The sequence below is a fragment of the Salmonella sp. NW38 genome, assembly GCF_051807745.1.
Taxonomy (GTDB): Bacteria; Pseudomonadota; Gammaproteobacteria; order Enterobacterales; family Enterobacteriaceae; genus Salmonella; species Salmonella enterica.
In genome coordinates, this window is the sequence record NZ_JAMMTO010000002.1 from 442577 (window position 1) to 455000 (window position 12424).

Here is a 12424-nt window from a genome sequence, read left to right on the forward strand (position 1 = left end):
ACTCTTCTCAAGGCGTTTGTTTATGTTCGGGGCCAGTACCGCCAAAATCGTTGATGATAGACCAGGCGATCGGGCCGCTGGCGGCGGCAGGCAGCGTGTACTGCGCGTTGCCGAAAGGCGCCACATAGCGCGGGGCTTTTATTTTTTGACTGCCAACGGAAAGGGTGGCGAAGTTCATATAATAGGGCGTGGGGTTCTTCACGGTGAGCGTGCGACCCTGACGCGACCACGTTAACCGATCGGCAACCTCTTCTGGCTTTTGGGTTAACGCTTTTGGCCGGTAAATCAGCTTAAATTCCGCTTTAACGGCCAGCATGAGCGTATTGTGCTTATTGTCCGGATTGCTGCTGGGAATCGATTTAATATCCAGCCAGTACAGCGACTCGCGATCTTCCGGCAAATTGCCGCCGGTACGGATAATTCGCAGTACGTTCTTTTGCCCGCCATTAAGGCGAAAAAGCGGCGGGGTGACCATAAACGGCGCATCGCCGCTCGCCCCGGTTTCGCTGATCGATTGCGCCCAGGACTGAATTAAATAGGGAACGTTGTCGCTATTGCTTATCGATATGGATGCATCTTTGGCATCGCCGTGAAAAATAACCCGCGTTGCGCCGATGTTTATCCCTGCGGCATGCGCCAGCGAACCGCACAACAGGCAACAAAGCAACCCTGCTTTAGCCAATGAATTCATTGATGACCTCAATAAACAAATGGGCCAGCCGACGCTGGCCGCCAGGATCAGTTATATTGCAGATAGAATGTTGCGCTTGCATCGACATTTCCCGACCCAACGGGAACCGCGGTGGCGATATAGCGGGCGGTGAAAGGCATTGAGAGTGTCGTCACCCCCTCTTCTGTAGGGAGCGCGACTGCGGAAGACCATGCCTGAAGATCGTTAAAGGTCACTGGCGTACTGTCACCCGTTTTATCAAGAATTTGCACGCCAATATTCTGAGCATCAGCCTCATTTTTCAGGATGGTCGCATCGGTTCCGTCGAGCGTACCTTCAAAGCGTGCCTGTACATTGCTGTAGATGTTTGCGTCGCAGTTTTCGAGATCGATGGTGAAGCCTTTATCCCCTGCCGTTTGCCCTGCGGCAGTAAAAAGAGAGGCAAATTCGTTCTGTAATGTTACCTCTATTAATACTGAATCCGTTTTTACCGTACAGGCGTTTTGCTGAATGAGGCCGGTGATATGTACGGTGCCGTCTTTAGCGGTGTCTGCCAGCGCGGCGGGGGAGAGGGTGATGGCAGCCAGTGCCACAGCGAGTGTTTTTAAGGTGAGTTTCATTATCTTTGATCCTTTAAGATATTATAAATATTGACATAGTAGCAATATTTATTGTGTGGAAAGTTATTGTTCTTTTTATTCCCGAATGAGTAAATATGACGTTCGATGATTTTTGCGGCGCGAAGAAAAATTCAGAATACATAAATATAAAATATTTATAATATATATTTTATTGATTGTTTCGGTGGATGTTTATTTAAGAATTGCCGTGATTATACTTTCAATGGGCCAGATTCTATGAAGGCTGCGAACATTTTTAAAAATAATGCAAATTTTTTTGAATAAAAAATGATCGTGGTCATAGAGTGTTGTTGGCCAAAAAAACATGCTGACATGCTGGATTGGAGCTCAATGGAGGAGAAGTTATGCTGGGATGGGTGATTACCTGCCATGACGATCGCGCACAGGATATGCTTGATCGCCTGGAGAGAAAAAATGGTCCGCTGGCGCAATGCCGGGCGGTCAATTTTTGGCGCGGCGTGAGCTCAAACATGTTGAGCCGTATGATGTGTGATGCCCTCCATGCCACCGACTCCGGTGAAGGCGTGATATTTTTAACCGACATTTCCGGCGCGGCGCCTTATCGTGTAGCGTCGCTGATGAGCCATAAACATTCTCAATGTGAAGTTATTTCAGGTGTCAGCTATTCATTGATAGAGGAAATGCTTCCTTTGCGAGAGTCGATGAGCAGTTCAGCATTTCGCGACCAGATTGTCGCGCTTGGCGCGCCGGATGTCACCAGTCTCTGGCATCAGCAGCAGAAAAACCCGCCTTTTGTATTGCTACATGATTTGTATGAGTTTTGATCAATACCATTGACGACGCTTTTGCTACAATAACGGCGTTTTTTCGCCTCGGTTATGATATATGGTTATGCGCGTTGTTCTTATCTTGCTGTTCTTTTTCTCCGGTAATGTGTTGGCTGCCTTGCCCGCTCGTTATATGCAAACGACGAAAGACGCCGCCATCTGGTCGCAGATTGGCGATAAAATGGTGACCGTAGGGAATATCCGCGCCGGACAAATTCTTTCCGTAACGCCTGTTGCGGCTGATTATTATGCCTTTAAATTCGGCTTCGGCGAGGGATTTATCGATAAAGGCCATCTGGAACCTGTGCAGGGAAAACAAAAAGTGGAAGATGGCCTGGGCGATCTTAACAAGCCGCTCAGCAATCAGAATCTGGTGACCTGGAAGGACACGCCGGTGTATAACGCGCCGGACATCAGTAGCGCCCCGTTTGGCGTATTGGTGGATAACTTGCGTTACCCCATTATTAGTAAGCTGAAAGGCAGGCTACATCAAACCTGGTATCAGATCCGTATTGGCGACAGGCTGGCGTATGTCAGCGCCATGGATGCGCAGGAAGACAACGGCATCCCGATTTTGACCTATCATCACATCTTACGTGATGAAGAGAATACCCGTTTTCGCCATACGTCCACCACGACTTCGGTTCGGGCATTCAGCAACCAAATGACCTGGCTTCGCGATCGCGGCTATGCCACGTTGACGATGTACCAACTGGAGGATTACATCCATAACCGCGCGAATTTCCCGGCGCGCGCGGTGGCTATCACCTTTGATGATGGCCTTAAATCGGTGAGTCGCTATGCGTATCCGGTATTAAAGCAGTACGGTATGAAAGCGACGGCATTTATTATTTCATCGCGTATTAAGCGCCATCCGCAAAAATGGAATCCCAGGTCGCTGCAATTTATGAGCGTGTCCGAATTGCGCAAGATAAGCGATATTTTTGATTTTCAGTCGCATACTCACTTTTTACATCGGGTAGATGGGCATCGTCGTCCGATTTTATATAGCCGCAGCTACCATAATATTCTGTTTGATTTTGAACGTTCGCGGCGGGCGCTCGCACAGTTTACTCCGCACGTATTTTATCTTTCTTATCCCTTTGGCGGCTATAACGCGACCGCGATCAAAGCAGCAAAAGACGCCGGTTTCCATCTGGCGGTCACCACGGTGAGAGGGAAGGTGAAGCCGGGAGATAATCCGATGCTGCTCAAAAGGCTATATATTTTACGCACGGATTCGCTGGAAACCATGTCGCGGCTGATCAGCAACCAGCCGCAGGGGTAAGGACTATCAGGCAACCTGGACCGGAATGGCTTTCGCGGTACGCTTCATTTCGTTGTCGCCTTCAAAGTAGGCCACTTTCGGCCGCCATGTCCGGGCTTCTTCATCAGACATGGTGACGAAGCTGGCGATAATCACAATGTCGCCAACCTCAGCGCAGTGCGCCGCCGCGCCGTTCACCGAGATGATTCTGGAGCCGCGTTCAGCCGCAATCGCATAGGTTGAGAAACGTTTCCCATTGGTCACGTTCCAGATATCAATCGCTTCGTTTTCCAGAATACCGGAGGCATCGAGGAAATCCTGGTCAATGGCACAGGAACCTTCGTAGTGCAGGTCCGCCTGCGTGACTTTTACGCGGTGGAGCTTGCCTTGCAGCATGGTGCGAATCATAACATCTATACCCTGTCGTTTATCTTGACTAAGCAGGCGCTTGTGGCCTGCTTTGGAAATTCTCAGGCAGTATTGCCCGATTTTTAACCCCTGTCTACTGGGCTAATGTAACGCTTTGATTATCGATCAGACGCGCCTGACCCAGCCAGGCGGCGGCCAGAATCACGGCGCGTTTGCTGGTTTCCGTCAGTTCCAGCAGCGTGTCGGCATCACGGATTTGAATGTCGTCGGCACGGAAGCCTTTTTCATTCAATTCCTGTTCGGAAATGGCAATAATCTCTTGCAGCTCACGATTACCCGCAATCAGTTTTTCAGCGATGCTATTCATCACGTTGTGTAGACCTGGCGCAATTTTGCGCTGCTCTGCGGTCAGATAACTGTTACGTGAGCTGAGCGCCAGACCGTCTTTGGCGCGAATAATCGGCACGCCGACGATCTCAATGTCATAACTCATATCCGCCACCATTTTGCGAATCAGCGCCAGTTGCTGGAAATCTTTCTCGCCAAAGCAGGCGATATCCGGCTGGATCAGGTTGAACAGCTTGCTGACGATGGTCGAGACGCCGCGGAAGTGGCCCGGACGGCTGGCGCCTTCCAGCATGGTGGAGAGGCCGGGAACATCAACGTACGTCTGGCCTTCCAGCCCCTGCGGGTAAATTTCCTCAACGGCTGGCGCAAAGACATAATCGACTTTGCGCTTGTTCAGCTTTTCACAGTCTTCCTGCAGCGTGCGCGGATAACGCACCAGATCGTCCGGCCGGTCAAACTGCATCGGATTGACGAAAATGCTGACGAACACCACATCAGCCCGGGCTTTTGCCTCATCGACCAGCTTCATATGACCGTCGTGCAGATTGCCCATGGTGGGAACCAGTGCGACGCGTTTGCCTTCCTGACGCAGACGACGGATATGCTGGCGCAGCAGCGGCAGGGTTTCAATGATTAGCACAACAAGACTCCTTGAGTTGCCTGATGATCCTGCCCGATGGCGCTGCGCTTATCAGGCCTACATCCGTTGAGGATCTGTAGGCCGGATAAGACGCGTCGCGTCGCCATCCGGCACGGTTAGAAAAATTAGTGAAAGCTGTGTTCTTCGCCCGGATAAACGCCGGACTCTACTTCAGCTATATACTGCCGTACAGCTGCGCGCATGTCGCCCGTTTCGGCAAGGAAATTTTTCGCAAATTTAGGGATATGGCCGCCGGTGATGCCGAACGCGTCGTGCATTACCAGGATCTGCCCGTCGGTAACGTTGCCCGCGCCGATGCCGATCACCGGAATCGACAGTGCTTCCGTGACGCGCTTCGCCAGTTCAACCGGCACGCATTCCAGCACCAGCAGCTGTGCGCCCGCCGCTTCTAAGGCCAGCGCGTCATCCAGCAGCACCTGCCCGGCGTCGCCGCGCCCCTGAATTTTATAGCCGCCGAAGATATTCACCGACTGCGGCGTCAGCCCCAGATGGCCGCACACCGGCACGGCGCGTTCGGTGAGCATTTTCACCGTATCAACCAGCCATGCGCCGCCTTCGATCTTGACCATATTGGCCCCGGCGCGCATCACGATGGCCGCGTTTTCAAACGCCTGTTCCGGCGTGGCATAAGCCATAAACGGCAGGTCGGAGAGCAACAGGCAGTTCGGCGCGCCACGGCGAACGGCGCGGGTATGATAGGCGATATCTTCCACGGTGACCGGCAGGGTGGAGTCGTGCCCCTGAATTGTCATGCCCAGGGAATCGCCCACCAGCATCACGTTGATGCCTTCATCGGCGAACAGTTTGGCAAAGCTATAGTCGTAGGCGGTGATTGTCGCGAAGCGCTTCTTTTCCTGTTTGCATTTTTGCAGCAGTGAGATAGTGGTGGGTTTGCTCATAACCTCTCCGGCCATAATATTGATGAATAGAATGGCCGCATTGTAGGGGAATGACCGAAGAAAGTGTTAGCGCTTTGTGGGAAAGGAAAAAACCGGCAGAGGAGGTCTGCCGGAATAAACATCAGGGATAAGTAATGGTGAATTTACCCGTAGCTTTGAATTTTCCTGGGGTTATCGCTTTGTTACCATCCTGTTTCAGGGTCGCCTGGAAATTCATTACCTGCTCAGCATTCCCAATTTCGCTATTTTCGTAATCCGGGGAATTAGTAAAAGAATAAATAGAACTGCTGATGTTTGGCTTAAGTAAGGTCCAGTCAGCAGGGCTGTTTGGATTTTTCTCCCCTTCGATCATGACACCGATACCACCAGCCGCCTCACTGCCGGTAAGTGTATTACCGAGCAAGGTGTTATCCTGTCCTCCTACCGTTGCAGAACTTAACGTAACATTCAATTCTTTAACGTAAGCGCAATTACTGAGCTTTATGGAAAATTTGCGGTTAATGGTATTCGCCGAAATGTCTTTGGCATTCTGTTCCCCAAATGGAACCGTTGAATTTGTTACCCCATCGCCTGTGACCGCATTGGCCTGGCAGGTAGGATAGTTAATCGTCAACTGATTTGGTGCTATATTGTAATATACATTATGTGAGCCTGAGAAGGCTGGTGATGAAGCAAATTGATAATCATACGATTGTTCTTTTCGTAGCGAGACAGATAACGAAGTTGCTCCGGCAGGATTAAAAGAGTCATCAATATACAAATGATATTTAACCCACAGAACAATACCGCCTAATCCAAAATAGGTCCAGTTGGTTGGCCTCTGACAGAGTTCGAAACGACCATCCTTTGGCATGATATTTGTTAAATCAAATTTTTTTGCGCCGGACGTTTCTCCGTTGCTCCAGTTTATCCAGAATTTTTCACCCCAGTATTGGCCGCCAAAGTTGATATTGGTGACTTCGATACCCATGTACATACCAGGAGTATTAGTTTCCCATAACATATTACCGTTGTAGGTTTTACCGGAGTTCTTGTAGCCATGATACAGTGTCAGGACATGGTTATCGCCATCTTTGTTACAACTTAGCCCAGTAGTGGGGTCGAGCTCTGTCGCATCATTCGATACGGAGATTTCACGCAGTCCTGAGCCGTTATGAATAGCTATTGGATTAAGCATGTTTTTGGGCGCATAGGATTTTGTAAAATCCTGCACCGCTCCCCATACGTTTCCCCCTTCATTCTTTGTATATTGGCCTACATATAGTGACCAGCCATACGAAGGCGTCACAAAAGAAACGAAAGATAACAGTAATAATGATATGATTTTAATGACACTCTTTAGTCTTTGAGTGTTTAATAGCATCAGTCGGTGATCGCATTTTGTTATCATAATAGTTAACTGGTCCTCACGTTATTCGTATTCAACATTTACCAGCACGCGGCTGCTGAGTTTGCCGGGGACGACCACGTCGTTACTGAGGACTTTCTGCATCCGGGCATAAAACGTCCATGAGGTATCGCTGTATGTCGTCGCGGCAAAGGTTGCCCGCGAGGAGCCATCGGTGTTCAGAACGTTATGGCGGGGTGACTCGGTGGTAAAAATCACTACGCCGACGTTGGAGGCACCGTCTGTGCTGGTTGCTAAATCATTGGCAAATACCTGCTTATTACCGGTAACGAACTGCCCGCTCTGTGGTAAGAAGTTAAACGTGACGTTCGTGATTGCGCCGCCGCTAACCGGGCAGCTTATCAACTTAATCAGAAATTCCTTGCCGCCCCCGTAGTCCGTTTCCGCCGTGATGCCATCGGCGAAGTAACTCGGCCCGACGGTCGCTAAACTGACTGTACCATTACCGTCAATTTCAATCTGGCAGGTATCTTTCTGCACGGTGGCGGTAAAATCCACGTTGGTGTCGGCATACAGCGGCGCGATAAACAGGGCTGTTGCCAGCCCTGAAAATAACGTGGCGAGCGTGAGTCTGCGCAAACGTCTCATTGGTATCACCATTACTGGTAAGTGATGGTGAAGGTGGTGGGGGAATAGAAGTCACCTGCTGTTAGCGCAGTGATTGCATAACCGGTAACCGGCACCATGCGAGCGCTTAACGGATAATCAACCGGTGTGGTTGAACTTGCACTGCTCAGATCAATCTCTTGCGCATTTTTGTTACGGCAGTGGAACTGGACGCTGTTAGAACCTTCCGGGGTATCTGTTGTCCAGAGTTCAACAGCGGTTCTCTGTGCTTTAGACGTCGCTGTGGAGGCGTTGGCAAATTCTGCGTTAATCGAATCGCTGCCTGCGCAACCTGCATCTCTTGGCGCAATGACCAAAGAGGCTTTTTTATCTTTTAATCCCGCGCAGTCACTGAAGCGCAGTTTAAAGCTTTTGACTTTTGTTTTGGCAAAAACTTCCGAAATGTAGACGTTGCCAAATGCGATGGTATCGGTGGCGGTTTCACCGTCCAGCACCGATGCGGAGCAGGTTCCCGCCGTGATGTTGGCATTTACCGTTAAGTCCAGGCTGGCGGTGCCATCGGCCTGCGTCATTGTTGATACGCCCGCGGTCATGGTCGCCAGTGCGCCTAAGATTACGCCGCGCAATACTTGCTTTTTCATTATCATCGTCCCTGTTATTGATAAGTGAAGTTAAACGTAGCGGTAGAGCTGAAGGCACCCATGGTACCCGCGCCGTCGGTCAGTTCACGCAGCGCAACCGTCATCTCTACTTCGTTTGCTGTGCGCTCGTCGTCAGTCCAGGTAATTGAACCGGAGCCTGGCGTGAAATAGGTTTCATCGGTGGTGCTCTTACGCTTAAAGCCCATACCAATATTGCTGGCCGCATCGGACGCCGCAGACTGGTTTTTAATAAAGTTGCCGCTGGCATCCGCAGAGCTGCCGAGTGCGGTGGTAATTTTCGTCAGGGCGGCACTGCAATCTTTCGCCACAAACTTAAAGTTTTTCTGCGATTCCGCTGATTTTTTTATGATTTTATCCAACCCGACATCGCCGACATTCAGCGTATAGCCGCTGGTAGCATCACCCGATACGTTCGAGCCATCTAACGCCGCAATCGACATGCTGCACGTCGTGGCCAGCACGGTAGCGGTAAAGTCAACGTTGATATCTTCCGCCTGACTGGTCAGTGGAAATATCATCGCGAGCACAGAGGCTGCTAAAAGGTGCTTATTCCTTCTCATTGTCTATTCCATTTGATTTAAGGTTATTAACACGACAGGTTACGTGGTCTAACAGTAAGGTCTGGCTGGACCCTACCGTTTGTTGCGTTGCAGGCAACGCAAAGGTTGCTGAACAAGTTACTGGCTGGTTTTCTTCAAACCAACGTACTGAGAGTTCGCCCGCATCGCTGATACCGCGAACAAAAGCCTGTCCGCCCTGGCCCATGTTGCCGATCTGCACATCGTTCTCGTAGATTTCTGCGCCAAACGGCAGAGCTTTGCCGTCATTGCGGGACATGTTAAGAATGACCGAGCGTCCCTGGTCGGTTTCAAAACTGGCTAAGACCACCGCGCCATCGCGCGGCACCAGAGTTGCGCTGGTGCTCTTAAGCTCAACGTCGTTTTCCAGTGTGTCGATATCGACATTGACCAGGTTTTCTCTGTAGGCGGAAAGCGAGTTTGTCGCGCCGTAGCCCCAGCGATCGATGGTGCTGTTGCCACCATTGATGCGTGCGCCTTTCGCACCGGGGGCTTTTACCAGCACGATGGCATCGTTATTACCGAAGTTATCGTTAGTGAACGTCAGGCCGCCGCCATGCAGGACAAAGCCCCCGTTTGTCGCGAGCGAATATTGTCGGCTGCTATCGTTATTGGCAGAGGCTGAGGCCGAAATATCTCCCCACGGGGATTGATAGCTGGCATAGCCGCCGATATCAGAGATGCTCTTGCCCTCTTTCTGCATGGTATAACCCGTATTTACGCTATAGTTCAGCATATTGTCTTTGCTGCTACCGCTACTGTTCATGCTCAGGTTATGGCCACCGTTAAAGTCCGTCCGCATCTGCGTGGAGAGGGTGTTAAAACCGGAACGGCGACTCTCCCCGCCAAGCAGGTTGGCGAGCGGAATACTCAGGTTGATATAGAGCGAATCATCTTTTTTACCGTCTTCATCCCAGGTGCGTTGCAGGTTGACGCTCATGCTGCCCCATGAGAAGCCTTTACCGTAGCCCAGCGTATAATCGCTGCGGCTGTCGCCCGTCGCCCAGTAATCTGTCCAGGAGCCTGAGAGATAAAAGGAACCGTAATCCGTTTCGCCATGCTGTAACGGCTGGCTGATGCTGAGGGTGATCTGGTTTTTCAGGCGCGCAAAGTTATTCATGGTGTTGCGCTGGTCGTCATCCCCATATTTCGCTTCGTCGATCAACTGAAGCGCATCGTTCAGCCCCAGATAATTCTGGGTTGAATAGCGGTAGGCCGCCACGTTAAACGAGGTATCAGTGGCTTCAATCAGCTTGTTCCACGTTAAGCGGTAGCTCTGCCCCTGATAGGTTTTATCGTCAGGGATCTCCGCGCGGGAATGGGTGATGTCCAGCGCGATGGCGCCAAACGGCGTGTTGAGGCCCATGCCGAGCAACCCCGCCAGGTAGTGATTATCGGTAGCCTGAACGCCAGTATAGGCGGTCAGATAGTTGTTCAAACCGTAATAGTAGGTACCCTGCGCGACATACGGATTATCGTGAAGATCGTCGTCATTCACTTCCCCGGCGCTGACATCCCAGCGCCCGACGCCGGGTTTTTGCATCTGCATTACCGAGGAGAAGGGCTGGCTAAAGGTGCGCTTGCTGCCGTCGGCCTCTTCGATAGTGACGATGAGGTCGCTCCCGTAGCCAGAAGGGCTGAGATCGTTAATCTCGAACGGACCTGGCGGCACCGTTGATTCATAAATTTTGTAGCCGCCCTGGGTAATGGTGACTTTGGCGTTGGTATTGGCGACGCCGCGGATCACAGGGGCGTAGTTGGCAAGCTGTGACGGTAGCATACGGGAGTCACTGTACAGACGCACCCCGCGAATGCTGACCGAGTCGAAAGTCTCGCCGGTGGTGTACGCCTCGCCTAACATCAGTTGCGAGCGCAGCGCAGTGAGATCGCGCTGGATGTAGCGGTTCTGAAAATCGAAGTTACTGCCGCTGTTATTGTTCCAGTTATAGTTACCGTTGGCGCGAAAACGCCATGCTCCGAGGTTAATACCGGTATTGAAAGCGGCGTACATATTGTCGTTATCGACACCGTGATTGGTATTGTGATAGCCGTTAATGTTGTAGGAGAGGAGCGCGGCCGGGATTCCGTTTTCCCATAGCGACGGTTCCACATAGCCGTCATAACTTTTGTTAATCCATGCCTGAGGTACGATGATATCCAGGCGCTGGTCGCCCATATCAAACGTCACGCTGGATTGTTCAATCAGCGCTGGCAGATTTAAGCAATCGCTGCTCTCGTCGTCGCCTTTCTTCAAAATGGCTTTTTCGCCGACGTTTTGCGGCGACTTAATGTGTAGCTGCGCCAGATTTTTCATGGTCAGGCAGGCCTCGGCGCTTTTTTTGCCGATGTCGATAAACGGGATGGTCTGGCTGGCGACGGCCTTCTCATTGACAAACACTCTCACGGTGTACGTTCCCGCTGGCGTGGGGTTGCCATTAGAATAGCGGCTGACATCAATAGACGTAGCGCCATCGCCCATCAGAAATGTGCTGTCGTATTCAACGATGTCCGCAGCCAGGCCGGGCTGACTGTAAAACAACGCACAGCACATCGCGAGCAACGTCTTTTTTGGCATGGTCCTGGTTGTGGAAACGTTTTGCACCGTCTTTTTCATCCTGCTTTGTGATAACGTCATTACAGTGAAGCTGAGCCAGCGATGATGCCGCCGTAGTCATTAATGGACTGGAATTCCAGTTTGCCTGCGCTGGCGTTTTGCAGTCCTTTCACCGTGAAGGCGGCTTTGCCAAAGGGGGCAACCATGGTCGCGTCGACGTCATAGCGTTTTCCGCCGCTGGTGTAGGTGGCAGAGTTAAAGGAGACGTAATACGGAGTCGGGTTATCGGCGCGAAGAACGGCATGGCCCTGTTCGCTGGCGACCTGCCATTTCAGCTGTTTTGCCGCTTCTGCCGGGGCGCCCGGTAAACCCGTCGGGCGATAAAATAGTTTGATGCGGGTGCGAAACGCCAGCTGGAGCAAATTCTTATTTTCTTCCTGGTTGGTATTTGCCTTCGGTGGAACTTCCAGCACGTTGAACCAGAAAACGCTTTCGCGATCTTTCGGTAGCGATTCTGTGGCGGTATACATAATTTTTATCGACTGCCCGCGCTTAGGTTCTATTCGTGATACCGGCGGCGTGGCGGCGAAGGGCGCTTTAATACTGCCCGGCTCGGCATTATCATTGCCGAGATCTATCCAGTTCTGAACTAATAATGGGCTTTTACCTTTATTTTCCAGACGCACGCTGACATCTTTTTTATTTGCATCATAAATAATACGCGTGCCAGAAATAATAATATCGGCCTGGCTGGCAGAGCTAAATAATGCCCCGGTCAGAGCGATAGCAGACAAAGTAAACTTTAAAGAGTGAGACATAAGCCGTCCTTGCTGTATTGAATATCCGAAACAGGGTAAGTAGCGCCGAAATTTGCTACTACCCTGCAATGTGCATCGTCTGTAATACTGTCTGTTAAAGACAGCGAGACTGATGACAAACACCGAAGCTGAATAAATGTTGGGTTTTATTTAACCCGTAAAAATTAACTCATTTATATTCATTGAGTTATTGG

General features: G+C 50.9%; 13 protein-coding genes. 2 read left to right on the forward strand and 11 right to left on the reverse strand.

The annotated features are described in order from the left end of the window. Positions 1-7: 7 nt before the first annotated feature. Together stiB and NA624_RS05875 are read right to left on the reverse strand one after the other, a co-directional pair. Complete coding sequence (stiB, locus tag NA624_RS05870) at positions 8-691, reverse strand: fimbrial biogenesis chaperone StiB (protein WP_001086398.1); 684 nt, start codon at positions 689-691, stop codon at positions 8-10. Positions 692-738: 47 nt separating this feature from the next. Next, positions 739-1290, reverse strand: coding sequence for a fimbrial protein (locus tag NA624_RS05875; RefSeq protein ID WP_000779119.1), 552 nt, complete (start codon positions 1288-1290; stop codon positions 739-741). 365 nt (positions 1291-1655) lie between these two features. On the opposite strand from NA624_RS05875, the gene NA624_RS05880 reads away from it, so the two are divergent. Next, positions 1656-2096: a PTS sugar transporter subunit IIA gene (locus NA624_RS05880; RefSeq protein WP_000901969.1), complete on the forward strand. Its 441-nt coding sequence runs from the start codon at positions 1656-1658 to the stop codon at positions 2094-2096. A 61-nt stretch (positions 2097-2157) separates the two neighbouring features. Then, the gene (locus NA624_RS05885; protein ID WP_000245329.1) at positions 2158-3387 is read left to right on the forward strand and encodes a polysaccharide deacetylase family protein; all 1230 of its coding nucleotides are present in this window, start codon (positions 2158-2160) and stop codon (positions 3385-3387) included. Between the two features lie 6 nt (positions 3388-3393). Here NA624_RS05885 and panD read toward each other — a convergent pair whose 3' ends face one another. From panD to NA624_RS05930, 9 genes are all read right to left on the reverse strand, one after another. Continuing rightward, entirely contained in the window at positions 3394-3774 is a 381-nt protein-coding gene (gene panD, locus NA624_RS05890) for an aspartate 1-decarboxylase (RefSeq protein WP_000621526.1), read from the reverse strand. A gap of 94 nt (positions 3775-3868) precedes the next feature. Continuing rightward, a complete protein-coding gene (gene panC / locus NA624_RS05895) occupies positions 3869-4723 on the reverse strand; it encodes a pantoate--beta-alanine ligase (RefSeq protein ID WP_439040253.1) in 855 nt (284 codons plus the stop codon). Between the two features lie 125 nt (positions 4724-4848). After that, on the reverse strand, positions 4849-5643 hold the full coding sequence (gene panB, locus NA624_RS05900) for a 3-methyl-2-oxobutanoate hydroxymethyltransferase (protein WP_000043005.1): 795 nt from the start codon (positions 5641-5643) through the stop codon (positions 4849-4851). 121 nt (positions 5644-5764) lie between these two features. After that, entirely contained in the window at positions 5765-7033 is a 1269-nt protein-coding gene (locus NA624_RS05905; RefSeq protein ID WP_071778390.1) for a fimbrial-like adhesin, read from the reverse strand. Positions 7034-7054: 21 nt separating this feature from the next. Then, positions 7055-7639 carry a fimbrial-like protein gene (locus NA624_RS05910; protein WP_001253713.1) on the reverse strand — a complete coding sequence of 195 codons (585 nt, stop codon included), beginning with the start codon at positions 7637-7639 and terminating at the stop codon, positions 7055-7057. An 11-nt stretch (positions 7640-7650) separates the two neighbouring features. Continuing rightward, positions 7651-8259: a fimbrial protein StaE gene (staE, locus tag NA624_RS05915; protein ID WP_000745165.1), complete on the reverse strand. Its 609-nt coding sequence runs from the start codon at positions 8257-8259 to the stop codon at positions 7651-7653. A 14-nt stretch (positions 8260-8273) separates the two neighbouring features. Beyond that, positions 8274-8840: a fimbrial protein gene (locus NA624_RS05920; RefSeq protein ID WP_001549988.1), complete on the reverse strand. Its 567-nt coding sequence runs from the start codon at positions 8838-8840 to the stop codon at positions 8274-8276. After that, positions 8827-11433, reverse strand: coding sequence for an outer membrane usher protein (locus NA624_RS05925; RefSeq protein WP_001125000.1), 2607 nt, complete (start codon positions 11431-11433; stop codon positions 8827-8829). Before NA624_RS05925 ends, NA624_RS05920 begins: the two co-directional genes overlap by 14 nt. A 59-nt stretch (positions 11434-11492) precedes the next feature. Beyond that, positions 11493-12230 (reverse strand): fimbrial chaperone, encoded by a 738-nt coding sequence (locus NA624_RS05930; protein WP_000019793.1) that lies wholly within the window; start codon positions 12228-12230, stop codon positions 11493-11495. Positions 12231-12424: the final 194 nt, after the last annotated feature.